Origin of the sequence: Serratia sp. OLAL2 (assembly GCF_002752475.1) — a bacterium.
GTDB classification, from domain to species: domain Bacteria; phylum Pseudomonadota; class Gammaproteobacteria; order Enterobacterales; family Enterobacteriaceae; genus Serratia; species Serratia bockelmannii.
In genome coordinates, this window is the sequence record NZ_MSTL01000019.1 from 457,719 (window position 1) to 474,556 (window position 16,838).

Annotated in this window: 15 protein-coding genes; 2 read left to right on the plus strand and 13 right to left on the minus strand. The window is 57.6% G+C overall.

The annotated features are described in order from the left end of the window. The first annotated feature begins 41 nt into the window (after positions 1–41). Positions 42–815, plus strand: coding sequence for an envelope biogenesis factor ElyC (gene elyC, locus BVU99_RS19575; RefSeq protein WP_025302285.1), 774 nt, complete (start codon positions 42–44; stop codon positions 813–815). A gap of 7 nt (positions 816–822) precedes the next feature. Here the strand turns inward: elyC and BVU99_RS19580 are convergent, their stop codons facing one another. The 6 genes from BVU99_RS19580 to BVU99_RS19605 all read right to left on the minus strand — a co-directional run bounded on the left by BVU99_RS19580 (position 823) and on the right by BVU99_RS19605 (position 5,087). Continuing rightward, positions 823–1,719 (minus strand): YcbJ family phosphotransferase, encoded by an 897-nt coding sequence (locus tag BVU99_RS19580; RefSeq protein WP_025302284.1) that lies wholly within the window; start codon positions 1,717–1,719, stop codon positions 823–825. 149 nt (positions 1,720–1,868) lie between these two features. Further along, complete coding sequence (gene kdsB / locus BVU99_RS19585; protein ID WP_043137652.1) at positions 1,869–2,618, minus strand: 3-deoxy-manno-octulosonate cytidylyltransferase; 750 nt, start codon at positions 2,616–2,618, stop codon at positions 1,869–1,871. Further along, a complete protein-coding gene (locus BVU99_RS19590) occupies positions 2,615–2,797 on the minus strand; it encodes a Trm112 family protein (protein ID WP_004928237.1) in 183 nt (60 codons plus the stop codon). Before BVU99_RS19590 ends, kdsB begins: the two co-directional genes overlap by 4 nt. Before the next feature lie 296 nt (positions 2,798–3,093). Beyond that, positions 3,094–4,320: a winged helix-turn-helix domain-containing protein gene (locus BVU99_RS19595; RefSeq protein ID WP_043137654.1), complete on the minus strand. Its 1,227-nt coding sequence runs from the start codon at positions 4,318–4,320 to the stop codon at positions 3,094–3,096. A 113-nt stretch (positions 4,321–4,433) separates the two neighbouring features. Beyond that, positions 4,434–4,655 (minus strand): cold-shock protein, encoded by a 222-nt coding sequence (locus BVU99_RS19600; RefSeq protein ID WP_004928241.1) that lies wholly within the window; start codon positions 4,653–4,655, stop codon positions 4,434–4,436. A gap of 222 nt (positions 4,656–4,877) precedes the next feature. Next, a complete protein-coding gene (locus BVU99_RS19605) occupies positions 4,878–5,087 on the minus strand; it encodes a cold shock domain-containing protein (RefSeq protein ID WP_004928244.1) in 210 nt (69 codons plus the stop codon). Between the two features lie 525 nt (positions 5,088–5,612). Here BVU99_RS19605 and BVU99_RS19610 point away from each other — a divergent pair. Beyond that, positions 5,613–7,019, plus strand: a complete 1,407-nt coding sequence (locus BVU99_RS19610) for a VOC family protein (protein ID WP_025302281.1) — start codon at positions 5,613–5,615, stop codon at positions 7,017–7,019. A gap of 2 nt (positions 7,020–7,021) precedes the next feature. Here the strand turns inward: BVU99_RS19610 and lpxK are convergent, their stop codons facing one another. The 7 genes from lpxK to aroA all read right to left on the minus strand — a co-directional run bounded on the left by lpxK (position 7,022) and on the right by aroA (position 16,776). Beyond that, entirely contained in the window at positions 7,022–8,002 is a 981-nt protein-coding gene (lpxK, locus tag BVU99_RS19615; RefSeq protein ID WP_043137664.1) for a tetraacyldisaccharide 4'-kinase, read from the minus strand. Beyond that, positions 8,002–9,750: a lipid A ABC transporter ATP-binding protein/permease MsbA gene (gene msbA, locus BVU99_RS19620; RefSeq protein ID WP_025302279.1), complete on the minus strand. Its 1,749-nt coding sequence runs from the start codon at positions 9,748–9,750 to the stop codon at positions 8,002–8,004. Before msbA ends, lpxK begins: the two co-directional genes overlap by 1 nt. A 35-nt stretch (positions 9,751–9,785) precedes the next feature. Further along, entirely contained in the window at positions 9,786–12,050 is a 2,265-nt protein-coding gene (locus BVU99_RS19625) for a ComEC family protein (protein ID WP_049208018.1), read from the minus strand. A 282-nt stretch (positions 12,051–12,332) separates the two neighbouring features. Further along, positions 12,333–12,617 carry an integration host factor subunit beta gene (gene ihfB / locus BVU99_RS19630; RefSeq protein WP_004928264.1) on the minus strand — a complete coding sequence of 95 codons (285 nt, stop codon included), beginning with the start codon at positions 12,615–12,617 and terminating at the stop codon, positions 12,333–12,335. A gap of 62 nt (positions 12,618–12,679) precedes the next feature. Next, on the minus strand, positions 12,680–14,353 hold the full coding sequence (gene rpsA, locus BVU99_RS19635; protein WP_004928267.1) for a 30S ribosomal protein S1: 1,674 nt from the start codon (positions 14,351–14,353) through the stop codon (positions 12,680–12,682). A gap of 184 nt (positions 14,354–14,537) precedes the next feature. Further along, complete coding sequence (gene cmk, locus BVU99_RS19640; protein WP_028127992.1) at positions 14,538–15,227, minus strand: (d)CMP kinase; 690 nt, start codon at positions 15,225–15,227, stop codon at positions 14,538–14,540. Between the two features lie 262 nt (positions 15,228–15,489). Further along, a complete protein-coding gene (aroA, locus tag BVU99_RS19645; RefSeq protein ID WP_043137680.1) occupies positions 15,490–16,776 on the minus strand; it encodes a 3-phosphoshikimate 1-carboxyvinyltransferase in 1,287 nt (428 codons plus the stop codon). Positions 16,777–16,838: the final 62 nt, after the last annotated feature.

Genomic DNA, 16,838 nt, shown 5'->3' on the forward strand with positions numbered 1-16,838 from the left:
GCCTGGATGCCGCTTTTTCACCCAAAAGGATCTGATTTTCGATGCTGTTCAACCTGAAAAAGTTCTTTGGCGCCCTGCTGATGCCGCTACCGCTGTTGATGCTGCTGATGGGGCTGGCGTTGTTACTGCTGTGGTTCACCCGTTGGCAAAAAAGCGGTAAGACGATTTTCACGCTGAGCTGGCTGTTTTTACTGCTTTTCAGCCTGCAACCGGTGGCCGACCGACTGCTGCGGCCGATCGAAGCCGAATACCAGACTTATCGCGGCAACGATCCGGTCAGCTACATCGTGGTGTTGGGCGGGGGCTATACCTACAATCCCGACTGGGCACCTAGCTCGAACCTGCTCGGCAACAGTCTGCCGCGCGTGACGGAAGGCGTGCGGCTCTACCTTGCGCATCCCGGCGCCAGGATGGTGTTTACCGGCGCGTCCGCCGGACGCATGCAAAGCAACGCCGCCACGGCGGCGCTGGTAGCCGAAAGCCTGGGCGTGCCGCGCAGCGATATGGTGATTTTGAGGGAACCGCGCGATACCGAGGAAGAAGCCGCTCAGGTCGCCAAGTTGGTCGGCGAGCAACCGTTCATTCTGGTGACCTCCGCCAACCATCTGCCGCGTGCCATGCGTTTCTTCAAGGCTAAAGGCCTGCACCCGATCCCAGCACCGGCCAACCAGTTGGCGATCGACTCGCCGCTGAATATCTGGGATCGCGCCACACCGTCGTCGATGTTCCTCGGCCATACCGAACGTGCCTGGTATGAAACGTTGGGCAGCCTGTGGCAGTGGCTGAAAGGCGCGGATAGCGCCGGCGCCGAGTAAAACCCGTTCAACCGGCCAGCCAGGGCAGCAGCTGTTGCGACGCATAGTCGAACGGCCGCCGCTCCAGCTTGCCGGTATGGATCAAACGCCCTACCGCTTCCCACACCACGTATAGCCAGCGCCGCGCAAGGAAAGCGTCGGCGACCGGCGCCCGCTGCAGATAGCTGAACAGCAGTTGGCTGGGCATGCCCGGCTCGCAAAGGCGGAAAAGATCGTATTCGCGCGGCGCCCACAGCACCACACCGGGATTGAGCATCGCCAGCAGTTGATCGCTTTTGGGATCTTTCAGCATACTGCGCAGCGACAGGTTGCCGTGCACCAGGACGCAGGGATCGTCGAAGCCGACGAAGAAATGAGTCAGCGCTTCGCGCGTGCGATACAGCAAACGCCGATCCGCCATGGTCAGCTGCGGGGTAGTGAGATTGACCACCGTCGCCCACAGCACTTCAACCCGCTGTTGATACCAACAAAACCAGTCGTTCTCCTGCGTGCTGTCAACGCTGCCGACGCTGCCGTGACTGTCGATGCGGTGCCAGGCCAATACCCCGTCGACGATCTGCTCCATCAACATGTTCCAGCGATCCGGCGAACGCGTTGGCGCTTCGGCCGACACGCCGCGCAGGCGTTCGATCAGCAGGATTTCCGTATACGGCGCCTGGTGGGTGCACACTACGCCGTACACCGTCGGCAGGCGAATATCCCCGTCGCGCGCCAACATCGACAACTTATACGCCTCCTGTTGGGCAATACCCTGACAGATAAAACTTTTCGCCATCAGCGGGATGGCGTTGCCCTGCCGATCGTACAGCGAATACATATGCGCATAAGGCTGCTCGCTCACCCGCTCCAGCCGGCTGATGGACTCACCCAGCACAATGCTCAGTTCTGCGCGTAACTGCTCCATAAGGCATTCACCTCAGGCTAATATGGGGGATGCGTAACATCATCGAACGGTGAGCGGAAAAATTCTTCAACGCAGATCAACAAAACGGGGATCAATATGGGAGGTATTACATCGTCGGCGCGTTGCGCGCCGCGCCGACGAAATCAGGCTCAGGGTTGAATGCTGTCGCGCACGCGCTGGAGATCTTCCGGCGTATCGACCCCCACGCTCGGGATCGCTTTCGCGACCGCCACGTGGATTTTTTCACCGTACCACAGCACGCGCAGCTGTTCCAACAGCTCGATCTGTTCCAGTTGGCTCGGCGCCCAGCTGACGTAGCGGCGCACGAAACCGGCACGGTACGCATAGATGCCGATGTGACGCAGCAGGCTGTCGCCGATGATCTCTTTCGACGCAGCGAAACGTTCACGATCCCACGGAATGGTGGCGCGTGAGAAATAGAGTGCGTAGCCCTGTGCGTCCATTACGACCTTCACCGCGTTGGGGTTGAAAGCCTCTTCCGCGCTCTCGATCGGCACTGCCAACGTCGCCATGCCGGCCTGGCTGCCCGCCAGATTCTCTGCGACCTGACGCACGATCACCGGTGGGATCAGCGGTTCGTCGCCCTGCACGTTAACGATGATCTGGTCGTCGGCAAAGCCGTAGTGCGCGATCACTTCCGCCAGACGCTCGGTGCCGGAATGGTGATCCGGGCTGGTCATGCACACTTCGCCGCCGGCGGCTTCCACCGCTTTGGCGACCTCAAGGTGATCGGTCGCCACGATGACGCGGCTGGCGCCGGACTCACGGGCACGCTCCATCACGTGCACCACCATCGGCTTACCGTGAATATCGGCCAGCGGTTTGCCCGGCAAACGGGTTGAGGCGTAGCGGGCGGGAATAATAGCGATAAAACTCATGCGTGCTTCTCGTCCAGCGACAGCGCACGCGCTTCATTTTCCAACAGCACCGGGATGCCGTCGCGCAGCGGGTAAGCCAACCCGTCCGCTTTGCACACCAGCTCCTGGTTTTCTTTATTGAAATAGAGTTTGCCGTTGCATACCGGGCAGGCAACGATTTCGAGTAAACGGTGGTCCATGCATCCTCCGCAAGGGGATTGGTCATCTGGGAAAGGCAGTGAGGATAGCATAACGCCCGGCCTCAGGTTAATCATCGGCGGTACCAACCCGCCGATATTTCCTCACCGCGCCGGCGCAACAGCTTGAACTGCGGCGCATCCCGGCGTAGAATTTTGTGATACAAATCACAAAAAGGTAGTAATACGTGATCAAACGTCTGCATAAAATCATCGCTCTGTTCGCTAACTTCAGCCACTGAGCCCCTTTGTAACGAGCGACGCTTAACTTCGTTTTACCCCACCGACGGCGTCGCTCGTTATCCCACTTCCCAGCCGGCACCCCATTCAGCGGCCAACACCGCCGGAATGTCGCCCAGCGCGACGCGTTGTGCACCGTGCCATTTGGCCGTGCGCGCGATGGCCTGTCGGATATCTTGCGTTCTCTGTTTGCCGAAGCGCACCTGCGGTTCCGCATGGAAGCTGATGATCTCGAAGATGCCCTGGCGACGGTGCGCCTTGGCGTCAATCCGCCCCACCAGCTCGCCACGATGCAGCACCGGCAAGGTGAAGTAGCCATAGCGACGTTTTTCTTTCGGCGTGTAACACTCTAGCCGATAGTCAAAGTTGAACAGCTCGAGCGCCCGACGGCGATCCCACACCACCGGATCAAAAGGCGAAAGCAGGCTGGTGACCGTCGATTTGAGTTTGCCCTGCTCCGCCAGCGGCAGCAATTCCGCCAGTGATTCATGCACATAGAATTGTCCTTCCAGTCCCTCTACCTGCACCGGCGTAATCTCGCCCTGTTCCTGCAGCGCTGCCAGCAAGGCTTTTGGCGCCACGCGCTTCAGCCGATAGTAGTCCGCCAACCACTCGGCGCGGAAAATGCCCAGATAGCGGCAGGTGCGGCACAGCATCTGCCGGCGCGCCTGCTCCACAGGCAGCGTATGGCGCGCATCGTCCCAGGCCGGCAGCAGCCTTTCGGTCAGATCGTAAACCCGGTGGAAGTTGCGACGTTCGGCCACCATCAGCTTGCCGGCGGTAAACAGGATTTCCAGATGACGTTTCTCCGGTTTCCAGTCCCACCACCCGCTGTTGCCCTTCTTCTCGGCGCTGAAATCGGCGGAGCGCACCGGCCCCTGTTGTTCGATGTGCCGCAGCAGGTTGTCCATCGCGGCCTGGTGCTGCTGCACCCAGGCGGCGGAGTATTTCCAGCCCATATCATGCGGCGCCAGCATGCGGTGGCGCAGCAGGCCAAAATCTTCGATCGGCAGGAAACAGGCCTCATGCGCCCAATACTCGAACAGCTTGCGGCCGGCGAGCGCCTGCTCAAGCCACTCCGGCTGATAGGCTCCCAAACGGCTGAACAGCACCAGATACGGGCTGCGAGCAACGACGCTAATGGTATCGATTTGTAACAACCCCATGCGCTGGATCGCACTCAAGACGTCATCGGGCCGAGCCTGGCGTTTAAGCGGAGAAAGCAGCCCCTGGGCGGCAAGGTGCAGCGCGCGAGCGGCGGTAAGGGAAATGGTTGGGATGGTCATCCTGATATCCGTGGCGAGTAGGCAATGGCCTGATAATAGTGGATATCGCGGGATTTATCTTCGCCAGTGCTTGCGGGTGGCGACACCGGCACTGGCGAGGAAGGTGGGTGCGATCAGAACGCGATAACGTCTGCCGCGGACAGCCCATGCGAGCTGCGATAGATCGAGAATTCAACGTTCTGACCTTCGTTCAACGACTTATTTTTGGTGTTGGCGATAGCGTTGCGATTGACATAGATTTCGTCGCTGCCATCTACCGGTGAAATAAAACCATAGCCTTCGGCCTGATTAAACCATTTCACACGGCCCATTTTTAACACAGTATTTTTAAACATAACTTATATCCTTTTACTTGAGCATCCTTGACAACGTCATTTTTTATATTGTCTGGACGCTACCAGCCCATCCTAAAGTTTTTCGTAACAAACCTCTCGTGAGCAAAAAATTAAAAAACCCGCACGAAGGCGGGCTTGTTGAACTTAATATCTTCCGCATGATTCAGCGCTGAGGCATCACCATGGTTGTATTAAGATCTCTTATACGCGTTCCCCGTCTTCTTACAGAGCAACTACGTTAGCGGCAGCCGGCCCGCGCGGGCTGTCCTGGATGGTGTACTCGACGCGCTGGCCTTCAGCCAGGGTCTTGAAACCGTCGGTCATAATAGCGGAGAAGTGTACGAATACATCTTTGCCGCCGTCGTGCTGCTCAATGAAACCAAAACCTTTGCTTTCGTTGAACCACTTAACTTGACCCGTCTTCTTAGACATTACTTTTACCTTTAAATATATTTACAAAACCTGCCATAAGAGGCAATTGTGGCCATGTCAGAAACATTACTTATGGGAGGTACTTAGAAGGTTCGTCTTTGAAGCGGAATCGGATGATAACGTTTTTGGAGGAACTGCTTAACTCTAAACTCGAACATAAATAGGTCTGGATTACAGGCCGACTTGCATTTACTCATAAAAATGATGAATGCACAAGAGGTTTATTGCCTTTAATTCATAAATACGCCGAATTTATTTTTATCCCCATGAATATACATGACTTAATTTAACGCTCGCCGCGGCCGATCCACCGCGTTCTTCTCCTCACCGGGGCATCGTTTGCCCGTCCGTGCGCTACAAATGAGAGCTAACGCATAAAACTCTAATATGCTTGCCACGTCTATAACAAATCCCAAATCAGATGGCTAAACTTGAGGGGAAAACAAGGCAGACGGCTTTTTCGCCAGCACTTTTGCCGCTAAAAACACGATTTTTCAGATTATGCTGAATCAAGGAGCTATGCGCATGACCGCCCAGCAGTTCGTTTCACCTAATGAAATCCGCGCCAGATTCTCTCACGCGATGTCGGACATGTACCAAAAGGAGGTACCGCTGTACGGCGATCTGCTGGAGCTGGTGGCGGAAACCAACCGACAGGTTCTGCGCGAAGATGCCGCACTGGCTCATCAACTGCAAATCACCGGCGAGATCGAACGCCTCGCGATGGAGCGCCACGGCGCGATCCGGGTCGGCACTGCTGGCGAACTGGCCACCCTGCGCCGTCTGTTCCGGGTGATGGGCATGGCGCCGGTCGGTTACTATGATCTGTCTGTGGCGGGCGTTCCCGTGCACTCGACCGCCTTTCGCGCCGTACACGAAGACGCGCTGCAGGTCAGTCCGTTCCGCGTATTTACCTCCTTGCTTCGCCTGGAGCTGATAGAAGACCCCGCGCTGCGTGAGCTGGCTGAGCGCTTGCTGGCGCGCCGCCGTATCTTTACCGATCGCGCGTTGGAACTGATCGCGCTGCAGGAAGCGCAAGGCGGGCTGAATGAGGTGCAGGCGCAAGAATTTGTCGAACAAGCGCTGGAAACCTTCCGCTGGCACAACCAGGCGACGGTCAGCGCCGAAGAATACCGGCAGCTACACGATCAGCATCGACTGATCGCCGACGTGGTGGCGTTTAAAGGGCCGCATATCAATCATCTGACACCGCGCACGCTGGATATCGATCGCGTTCAACAGGCGATGCCCGCCCGCGGTATTACGCCCAAAGCGGTCATCGAGGGCCCGCCGCGCCGCCGTCGCGCGATCCTGCTGCGCCAGACCAGCTTCAAGGCGTTGGAAGAACGCGTCGATTTCGTTGAGCGCGACGGCCGCGTCGTCGCCGGTCATCATACCGCGCGGTTCGGCGAGATCGAACAGCGCGGTGTGGCGCTGACGACGAAAGGACGCGAACTCTACGACCGTCTGCTGAAGGCCACCAACGATGCGCTGCAGGCGCCGCCGAGCGAGAAAAATGCCGAACGCTATTATCAGTTGCTGGAAGAAAACTTCCGGGCGTTTCCGGATGATTACGCCACGCTGCGCGAGCAACAGCTGGCCTGGTTCCGCTATTTCCCGACCGAGTGCGGCCTGGCGGCCAAAGAATCACTGGATAAGCACAGCACCCTGGAGCAACTGATCGAGAAAGAACACGTTCGCTTCCAGCCACTGGTGTATGAAGATTTTCTGCCGGTCAGCGCGGCGGGGATTTTCCAATCGAATCTGGGGGACAGCCGCCATACACAGTACAATGCGGCGTCAAGCCGGGCAGCGTTTGAACACGCGTTGGGTAGTGAGGTGATCGACGAGCTGGCGCTGTATCAACAAACCCAGCAGCGTTCGCTGGAAGCCTGCGCGCAAGCCCTGGGGCTTGTCACGCTGGCGTCCTGAGGTTACTTAGCCAGTAGAGACTCGATATCCTGCAGCAGTTGCTCAGCCTGAGCGGAAGGTAGCACCGCATCAACCGGTAAATACCACCAATTAGGCTGGGCAAAGGCGCGGCATTTCACCGCGTCCTTCTCCGTCATCAGCAGCGTTTGCTCTGCATTAACCAACGCCGCCAGCTGCGCCTGCTGATATTCCTGATGATCGGCAAACGCCACTTCCTGCACGACTTCGACGCTCAACTTTTCCAACGTCGCGAAGAAACGCGGCGGATGGCCGATACCCGCCATCGCCACCACGCGCGGCAGCTCGGCCGCCGGGCGACGTTCACCGCTTAGCAGGTTTACTGCGTCACGCGCCTGCAGACGCATAGCAATTTCTCCGGCCTGCGCCACGCCGCCATTGGCGACACGCGCATCGACGCTGCCAAGCCGCGCAGCACGCTCACGCATCGGTCCGGCTGGTAACCACCAGCCGTTACCGAACCGACGCACACCGTCGATGACCACCAGCTCGAAGTCACGCTGTAAAGCATAGTGCTGCAAGCCGTCGTCGGTGATGATCACATCCAGCGGCTGTTGTTGCAGCAGAGCCTGCACCGCCTCGGCGCGCTTGGGCGCGATCGCCACGGGCGCCCCGGTACGCTGATAAATCAGCACCGGCTCATCCCCCGCCTCGCGGGTCGATGTATTCTGACCCAGCACCAGAGGATAGACCGCCGACTTGCCGCCGTAGCCGCGCGACACCACCCCAACGCGGTAGCCCCGCTGCTGCAGGTGTTCCACCAGCCAGATCACCATCGGCGTTTTGCCGTTGCCGCCGGCGGTGAGATTACCCACCACCACCACCGGCACCGGCGAACGCCAACTTTTACGCAGGCCGCAGTGGTAACTGAGGCGGATCAGCCAGCTGAACAGGCCATACAGCCACGAGAGCGGCAATAGCGCCAGATAAAGCAACGAACCGCCGGACCAGATGCGCTCAATCATTATTGACCAAACTGCATGCGGTGCAGCTGCGCATAGGCGCCCTGCCGTTCAAGCAACTCGGTGTGTTCGCCGCGTTCAACAATGCGACCATCTTCCACCACCAGGATCTCGTCCGCCTTCTCAATCGTCGACAGGCGGTGCGCGATCACTAATGAAGTACGGTCTTTCTGCAACTCGTCCAGCGCAGCCTGAATGGCCCGCTCGGACTCGGTATCCAGCGCAGAGGTCGCCTCATCCAGGATCAGGATCGGGCAGTCGCGCAGCAACGCACGCGCGATGGCGATACGCTGACGTTGGCCGCCGGACAGCATTACGCCGTTCTCACCGATCACCGTATCCAGGCCGTTCTCCATCTTGTTGATGAAGTCCATTGCGTACGCCATTTCGGCCGCTTTCTCAATCTGCTCGCGGCTGTATTCACTCTCGCGTGCATAGGCAATGTTGTTGGCGATGGTGTCGTTGAACAGGTGCACGTTTTGCGAGACCAGCGCTACCTGATTGCGCAGCGAGGCCAGGGTATATTCGCGCAAATCGTGGCCATCCATCAGGATTTCGCCTTCTTGGATATCGTAGAAACGCGTCAACAGGTTGGCGATGGTGGATTTACCCGAACCGGAACGGCCCACCAAGGCGACGGTCTTGCCTTCGGCGATTTTCAGGTTGATATCACGCAGCGCCGGCGTTTCCTTGGATGGGTAGTAGAAAGTGACGTTGCGGAATTCGATATCGCCTTTCGCACGCTTCACTTCGCGGGTGCCGGTGTCTTTTTCCTGTTCCATATCCAAAATGGAGAACAGCGTCTGGCATGCCGCCATCCCGCGTTGGAACTGGGCATTGACGTTGGTCAGCGACTTCAGCGGGCGCATCAGCGCGATCATCGATGAGAACACCACGGTAATGGTACCGGCGGTCAGGGTTGCCATCACGCTTGGGAAGCTGGCGGCAAACAGCACGAACGCCAGCGCCAGCGAAGCGATCAGCTGAATGATCGGATCGGAAATCGAAGACGCGGAAACCAGTTTCATGCCCTGTTGACGCATGCGGTTGCTGACCGAGTTAAAGCGCTCGGTTTCCACCTGCTGGCCACCGAAGATCAGCACTTCTTTATGGCCTTTCAGCATCTGTTCGGCGCTGGTGGTCACCTGCCCCATCGTGTTCTGCATGTTCTTGCTGATGTTGCGGAAACGCTTGGAGACCAGGCGAATAGCGATGGAGACGATCGGCGCCAGCACGATCAGGATCACCGACAGCTGCCAGCTGTAGTAGAACATCATGATGAACAGGCCAATGATCGAAGCCCCTTCACGCACCACGGTCACCAGCGCGCTGGACGAGGAGGAAGCTACCTGCTCGGAATCATAGGTAATGCGCGACAGCAAAGTCCCGGTGGACTGCTGATCGAAGAAGGCCACCGGCATTCTCATCATGTGGCCAAACAGGCGGCGACGCATCTGCATCACCACCATGCCGGAAACCCAGGAAATGCAGTAGCTTGAAACAAAGCTGGTTACGCCGCGCATCAACATCAGCGCGATGACGGCCAACGGCATCCACACCAGCACGCTGCTGTCGGTTTTTCCAAACCCATCGTCCAATAGCGGTTTAAGCAGAGACAGCATCAGCGTGTCCCCCGCTGCGTTCATAATCAACGCAATGGCGGCCACAATCAGCCCGGTCTTAAAAGGAGTGATCATCGGCCAGAGTCGACGGAATGTCTGCCAGGTCGAGAGATCTTTATCATTCATCATGCAAATACCAGCATCGGAAGAAATAGCGGCCTATTTTACTCATTATCACCCTCTACGCCAAACCGCTGATGGTACCAACGGGGCATTAATTGTTCGCGAAAGCCTTTAATTTGCCAATCATTGTCGAAAAAAAGTACCGATAACTGGCCGGAGCGCGTCGTATCGCGCCATATAATGCCATTTGCCCGGTATCTGGCGACCACTTTGCGCGCCGGCAAACGCCATTTGTTGTAACGAGATGCTGACGCCAATGCCGCCTGAGGATTGATCGCGCGCAGAAACGGCGGCGTGGAGGAGGTTCTGCTGCCATGGTGCCCCACCTGCAACACCGTAGCCGCCAAGCGATCGCGCCGTAACCGGAGCAGCTGCGCCTCCGCTTTTTTTTCCGCATCGCCGGTGAGCAACAGGCTGTATTTCCCGTCGTCGATACGGATCACGCAAGAGTCGTCATTGCCCGGCTTTTTACGCGTTTTCGGCGGCCACAGCACCTCGAATTGCAACGCCTGCCAGCGCCAGCGCTCACCGGCGACGCAGGGCAAGTGCCCCTCCCCGCGCATCGGGCTGCGCACCGTAGCCTGTGGAAACACCCGCCGCACAGCAGGTGCCCCACCGGTATGATCGAGGTGGTCATGGCTGATAATGATCTGTTCCAGTTCAATACCCCGCCAGTTCAGCATTGGCAAAATATGCCGCTCGGCGGCACTGCCACCCGGCCAACGATCGCCGGTATCATACAGTACTCCCTTACCGTTTTGTTCAATGACCACCGCCAAACCGTGCCCGACATCAAGCATATCGACTCGCCAGCGGTAAGTCGGTTCTTTTTCCCGCCACAGCACGCAGCATATCGCTATCGTCGCCAGTCCCGACGCATAACGCCACCACCAATGAAAGCGCCAACAGACGACGATGAGCCATCCCGCCGCGCTGGCCAACAGCGAAGCCGCCCCCAAATCCACCCAACCACGTTGCAGGTAATTCAGAGGTACAAATACCCACTGCAGCGTGAAGTCCGCCAGCCACCATAGTCCGTAGCTTAACGAGGGGAAGAAACCGAACATCACCGCCAGCAAAATCAGCGGCACCGTCACCAATGAGACAATCGGTACCGCCCACAAATTGGCCGGCAGCGAGGTCAGCGTCAGGCCCAGAAACAGCGCGGCCTGCATCGGCACCAGCAGCAACGTCATACCGAGCTGAATATGCAGCCAACGCACCGGTGCCCAATACCAGGCCGATCGGAATCGCTCGCCGAGCGGTGCCCATTCGAACCAAAAAATCAGGCACCCCACCGCCAGTACCGACAGCCAGAAACTGTCTGACAAGACCGCCAGCGGATCGCACAGTAAAATAAGCCCGACACACCACAGCCACACTTGCCAAGAAGAACAATGGACGCCGCGCAAGCGCAGCAGCATCCACAGCGTCATCGCCAACGCGGTGCGCACCGCCGGCGGCTGGGCGCCTACCAACCAGACATAGATCAGCGTCGCCAGCCAGCCCGCGACCAGCGGAAAGCGATAGCCAATTAGATGAGAAGGAAGAAAAAGCTGCAGCGCACGCAATGTAACCCAGAACAAGATGGCGACCATCGCCACATGCAACCCTGAGATTGCCATCAAGTGCGCGATGCCGGTTTTCAACATCAGCATGCGTAAAGCCTGCTCCAGTGCGGTTCGCTCCCCAAATGCCAACGCCAGCAATACTGCCTTGTAACGCAGCTCGCCGATATTGGTTTCCGCATGGCTGATTATACGCTGGCGTAGGCCGCAATCGCCATCCAGCAAACGAGCCTGCCTGACTTGGCCAGTTAACGGCTGGCGCTGCGCGATCGCCCAACGTTGGCTGTCGAAGCCGCCTTCATTGAGTTTGCCATGCACCGGCCGCAAGCGCAGTTTCAATTGCCAACGCTGCCCGGCGCACAGCCGCTGCTGTTCCGGGGCCCATAGCGAGGTAAACGCCAATGCAGGCGCCAGCCAATGGCCATCGATCCGCTCGATGCGCATTAGCGTCTGCGTGCTGGCGGCCGGATTCAACGCGATGCTACTTACCTGCACCACCGCCGTCACTTCCGGCCCGCGGCTCAAACGCTCCATTTGCCCGATCAGGCTTCCGGCGTTGAAAACCGCCCACGCGAACCCCAATCCCAGGCAGGCCAAATAACGGCAAAACGGCCAACGGATGCGCAGCAGTAAACCGGCAACAAGCAGCATCGGCCACAGCTGCCATTGCTCAGGCAACTGCGGTAAAACCAGCAGCGGCAGGATGCCGCAGATAACGGCGAATATCGCCAGATCCAGCGAAATTTTGATCGCTCTTCTCCCATCGGCTCCGCCATGAGCAAAAGCGCGTCATGGCAAGCAAGCAGGATCATTCAGCCGACATGTCACCGCCAGCGGGCTTTAATGAAGATGCGGTGAACATGGCAGGATAAGAGAGATCTATGCAGGAGCCACATCGTAAATGCGGCGCGGTGCGCAATTCCTAAGCGGAGCAGGGAGAACCGCAGGCGAAAAAAAACGGCGCCTTAAAGGCACCGTTTTATATTCTTTTCAAGCAACAACGCTATGAGCAGTCAGCGACTAGCCATAGATATTGGCGCGGTCACGCAACTCTTTACCTGGTTTGAAGTGAGGAACGTACTTGCCGTCCAGCTCAACTTTGTCACCGGTTTTCGGGTTGCGACCTACACGCGGGGCACGGTAGTGAAGAGAAAAACTGCCGAATCCGCGGATCTCAATGCGTTCGCCCTCGGCCAGCGTAGCGGCCATGTGCTCAAGCATCTCTTTCACTGCATCCTCAACGGCCTTCGCCGGAATATGAGATTGCTGGCCAGCAAGTCTTTCAATAAGTTCAGACTTGGTCATAGTACCTCCAAGCTTTGCAGCTAAACTACCGTATCGGGGCGGTCAGAAACCGCCCCCCGTCATTACTCGCCTTTAGCCGCTTTGAAAGCTTCAGCCATTGCGTTAGAGAAGTTGCCTTCTTCCTGTTTGTTGTTAACAGTTGCGATGGCGTCTTTCTCGTCAGCTTCGTCCTTAGCACGTACGGACAGGCTTACAACGCGGTTCTTACGGTCAACGCCGGTGAATTTAGCTTCAACTTCGTCACCTACGTTCAGAACCAGAGTTGCATCTTCAATGCGGTCGCGAGAGGCTTCAGATGCACGCAGGTAACCTTCTACGCCGCCTGCCAATTCAACTGTAGCACCTTTGGCGTCAACTGCAGTGACTTTACCAGTAACAATAGCACCTTTCTTGTTCATAGACAGGTAGTTATTGAACGGGTCTTCAGCCAGCTGCTTCACGCCCAGGGAGATACGCTCGCGCTCTGCGTCAACTTGCAGAACAACCGCAGCGATTTCGTCGCCTTTCTTGTATTCACGTACTGCTTCTTCGCCTGCAACGTTCCAGGAGATGTCAGACAGGTGAACCAGGCCGTCGATGCCGCCGTCCAGGCCGATGAAGATACCGAAGTCAGTGATAGACTTGATTTTACCTTCAACGCGGTCGCCCTTGTTGTGGGTCTCTGCGAACTGCTGCCATGGGTTGGATTTGCACTGCTTCAGGCCCAGGGAGATACGACGACGTTCTTCATCGATGTCCAGAACCATCACTTCCACTACGTCGCCCACGTTAACAACTTTGGACGGATGGATGTTTTTGTTGGTCCAATCCATTTCAGAAACGTGTACCAGACCTTCAACGCCTTCTTCGATTTCTACGAAGCAGCCGTAATCAGTCAGGTTGGTTACACGACCAGTCAGCTTGGTGCCTTCTGGGTAACGTTTCGCGATAGCAACCCATGGATCTTCGCCCAGCTGTTTCAGGCCCAGGGAGACACGAGTACGCTCGCGGTCGAACTTCAGCACTTTAACAGTGATTTCATCGCCAACGTTGACGATTTCGCTTGGGTGCTTAACGCGTTTCCAAGCCATGTCAGTGATGTGCAGCAGGCCGTCTACGCCGCCCAGATCAACGAATGCACCGTAGTCAGTGAGGTTCTTAACGATACCTTTGACTTCCATGCCTTCCTGCAGGTTTTCCAGCAGTTGATCGCGCTCAGCGCTGTTCTCGGATTCGATAACCGCACGGCGAGAAACGACAACGTTGTTGCGCTTCTGATCCAGCTTGATGACTTTGAACTCAAGCTCTTTGCCTTCCAGGTGCAGAGTGTCACGTACCGGACGCACGTCAACCAGGGAACCTGGCAGGAACGCGCGGATGCCGTTCAGCTCGACGGTGAAGCCACCCTTCACTTTGCCGTTGATAACACCGGTTACAGTCTCAGCTTCTTCGTAGGCTTTTTCCAGCGTGATCCAAGCTTCGTGACGCTTAGCTTTCTCACGGGACAGCAGGGTTTCACCGAAGCCGTCTTCAACAGCATCCAGAGCAACGTCAACTTCGTCACCAACCTGGATTTCCAGCTCGCCCTGGGCGTTTTTGAATTGCTCAGCCGGGATGGCAGACTCAGATTTCAGACCGGCGTCAACCAGTACGATATCTTTGTCGATAGCAACAACGACGCCACGAACGATGGAACCCGGGCGGGTTTCGATTTCTTTTAAGGATTCTTCAAAGAGTTGAGCGAAAGATTCAGTCATGTTGTTAATCTTCAGGGTTCTTTAGTTTAACGTCCATTTAGCGTCCCGCCGAATGGGGTTGTTTCACATACCCCGCCATTGGCTCCATGCCGACAGGGTTTAAGGTTACAGGGGTAAAATTTTACCCGATATATTGCGATACCGCTATGACAAATATGACAAAAAGCCAATAGCGCCGCCGCGCTTATTGCTGCGGCAACGCCAACACTTTCTGTGCATACGTCAACGCCTGCTGGATCACTTCTTCGATCGACATGCTGGTAGAATCCAGCACGAGGGCGTCAGAAGCAGGCACCAGAGGCGCGATAGGCCGATTACGGTCACGGTCGTCCCGTTCCTTTATCTCGGCTAAAAGACGTTCAAAGTTAACATTAAAGCCCTTTTCCTGCAACTGCAGCATGCGGCGGTGTGCGCGCTCCTCCGAGCTGGCGTCGAGGAAAATCTTGACCGGCGCGTCCGGGAACACCACCGTGCCCATATCGCGACCGTCGGCAATCAGGCCGGGCGCTTCGCGGAATGCGCGCTGGCGGCGCAGCAACGCCTCGCGCACGCGAGGAAACGCCGCCGCTTGCGACGCGGTGTTGCCGACGGTTTCGGTGCGGATCTCATTGCTGACGTCCTCACCTTCCAAAATCACCTGCAGCTTGCCGTCCTGGGCAACGAAGCGAACGTCGAGATGTGCGGCCAGCGGAACCAGCGCTTCCTCAGAAGTGATATCCACCTGATGATGCAACGCCGCCAGCGCCAGCACGCGATAGATCGCGCCGGAATCCAGCAAACGCCAACCAAGGGACTCGGCCAACGCTTTACACAGCGTGCCTTTGCCTGCGCCACTTGGTCCATCAACGGTTATCACCGGGGCTGTAGCCGTCATTTCTCTCTCCTTCAGGTAGAAAACCTCACAGAGACACGGCGCGCTTCGACTCGAAGCCCGTGCGCTCTGCCACCTGCCCAATCAGGGGCAAATACGGTGGCGTATTATACGCTGCCCTACGGCAATCTGTTACCCTGGAACTGTCCGGTTGTTGAAAATAAGCGCACAACCGCGAAAAAGTATAGAAGAAACGCCGGTCGCCGAAGGTTAAAAACGATAAAGGCCCACAAAGGGGCCTTAAAATAAACGATTTGACGGGTTACTACGCCGGCTGGCTGATGCGCGCCAACTGCTCGAAATAATCCGGGAAGGTTTTCGCGGTGCATTTCGGATCGAGAATGGTGACCGGGGTATCCGACAGCGCCACCAGCGAGAAGCACATCGCCATGCGGTGATCGTTGTAGGTACCGATCTCGGCAAACTGCAGTTTGGCCGGCGGCACGACGTGAATGTAGTCTTCGCCCTCGTCCACTTCCGCCCCCACTTTACGCAGCTCGGTGGCCATCGCCGCCAGACGGTCGGTCTCCTTCACCCGCCAGTTGTAGATATTGCGGATGGTGGTCGGCCCCTCGGCGAACAACGCCGCGGTGGCGATAGTCATCGCCGCGTCCGGAATGTGGTTCATGTCCATGTCGATGCCGTGCAGTTCACCGCGGCTGCACTCGATGAAATCGTCGCCCCAGGTGATGCGCGCGCCCATTTTCTCCAGCACATCGGCGAACTTGGTATCGCCCTGCACGCTTTTGCGGCCGATGCCGGTCACGCGCACGGTGCCGCCTTTGATCGCCGCCGCCGCCAGGAAGTAGGAGGCGGAAGAAGCGTCGCCCTCAACCAGATAATCGCCCGGCGCGATATACGTCTGGCGCCCTTGGATATGGAACACCCGGTAGTTGTCGTGGCTCACCGATACGCCGAAGGTACGCATCAGATGCAGCGTGATGTCGATGTACGGCTTGGAAACCAACTCGCCCTTGATGTGGATCTGCGTATCCTGCGGCGCCAGCGGCGCGGTCATCAGCAACGCGGTCAGGAACTGGCTGGAGACGCTGCCGTCAACGGTGACGTCGCCGCCCAGGAAGCCGCCGCGCAGGCGAATCGGCGGGTAATCGGTCTGCTCGAGATAATCAATCTGCGCCCCGCCCTGGCGCAAAGCGTCCACCAGATGGCCGATCGGGCGCTCTTTCATGCGCGGTTCACCGGTCAACACCACGTCGCCTTCGCCGAGGCACAGCGCCGCCGCCAATGGGCGCATCGCCGTACCGGCGTTGCCGAGGAACAGTTCCAGCGGCTGGCCGGCCACCAGCGGCCCGGCCACGCCGGTCACTTCGCACACGGTACGATCGGCGGAAAGTTGATAGTTCACACCCAACGCCTGCAACGCGTTCAGCATATGACGCACGTCGTCGCTGTCCAGCAGGTTAGTCAGCCGGGTCGTGCCTTTCGCCAGCGCCGCCAGCAGCAAAGCGCGGTTAGAAACGCTCTTCGAGCCGGGTAAGTTGACGGTGCCATTGACCAGGGCGACCGGTTGTAACGTCAGGGAATCCACCATGTGAACAAAACTCTCCAATTCTGATAAACGAAACGGCTCCGGAATAATGCCGGAGCCGCTTT

What these genes read in the sequence shown, in the direction of transcription:
- rpsA (WP_004928267.1), bottom strand. Translation starts at nt 14,353, where the DNA reads ATGACTGAATCTTTCGCTCAACTCTTTGAAGAATCCTTAAAAGAAATC.
- ihfB (WP_004928264.1), bottom strand. Translation starts at nt 12,617, where the DNA reads ATGACCAAGTCTGAACTTATTGAAAGACTTGCTGGCCAGCAATCTCAT.
- lpxK (WP_043137664.1), bottom strand. Translation starts at nt 8,002, where the DNA reads ATGATTGAGCGCATCTGGTCCGGCGGTTCGTTGCTTTATCTGGCGCTA.
- msbA (WP_025302279.1), bottom strand. Translation starts at nt 9,750, where the DNA reads ATGATGAATGATAAAGATCTCTCGACCTGGCAGACATTCCGTCGACTC.
- elyC (WP_025302285.1), top strand. Translation starts at nt 42, where the DNA reads ATGCTGTTCAACCTGAAAAAGTTCTTTGGCGCCCTGCTGATGCCGCTA.
- kdsB (WP_043137652.1), bottom strand. Translation starts at nt 2,618, where the DNA reads ATGAGTTTTATCGCTATTATTCCCGCCCGCTACGCCTCAACCCGTTTG.
- BVU99_RS19590 (WP_004928237.1), bottom strand. Translation starts at nt 2,797, where the DNA reads ATGGACCACCGTTTACTCGAAATCGTTGCCTGCCCGGTATGCAACGGC.
- BVU99_RS19610 (WP_025302281.1), top strand. Translation starts at nt 5,613, where the DNA reads ATGACCGCCCAGCAGTTCGTTTCACCTAATGAAATCCGCGCCAGATTC.
- BVU99_RS19580 (WP_025302284.1), bottom strand. Translation starts at nt 1,719, where the DNA reads ATGGAGCAGTTACGCGCAGAACTGAGCATTGTGCTGGGTGAGTCCATC.
- BVU99_RS19605 (WP_004928244.1), bottom strand. Translation starts at nt 5,087, where the DNA reads ATGTCTAAGAAGACGGGTCAAGTTAAGTGGTTCAACGAAAGCAAAGGT.
- BVU99_RS19600 (WP_004928241.1), bottom strand. Translation starts at nt 4,655, where the DNA reads ATGTTTAAAAATACTGTGTTAAAAATGGGCCGTGTGAAATGGTTTAAT.
- cmk (WP_028127992.1), bottom strand. Translation starts at nt 15,227, where the DNA reads ATGACGGCTACAGCCCCGGTGATAACCGTTGATGGACCAAGTGGCGCA.
- aroA (WP_043137680.1), bottom strand. Translation starts at nt 16,776, where the DNA reads ATGGTGGATTCCCTGACGTTACAACCGGTCGCCCTGGTCAATGGCACC.
- BVU99_RS19595 (WP_043137654.1), bottom strand. Translation starts at nt 4,320, where the DNA reads ATGACCATCCCAACCATTTCCCTTACCGCCGCTCGCGCGCTGCACCTT.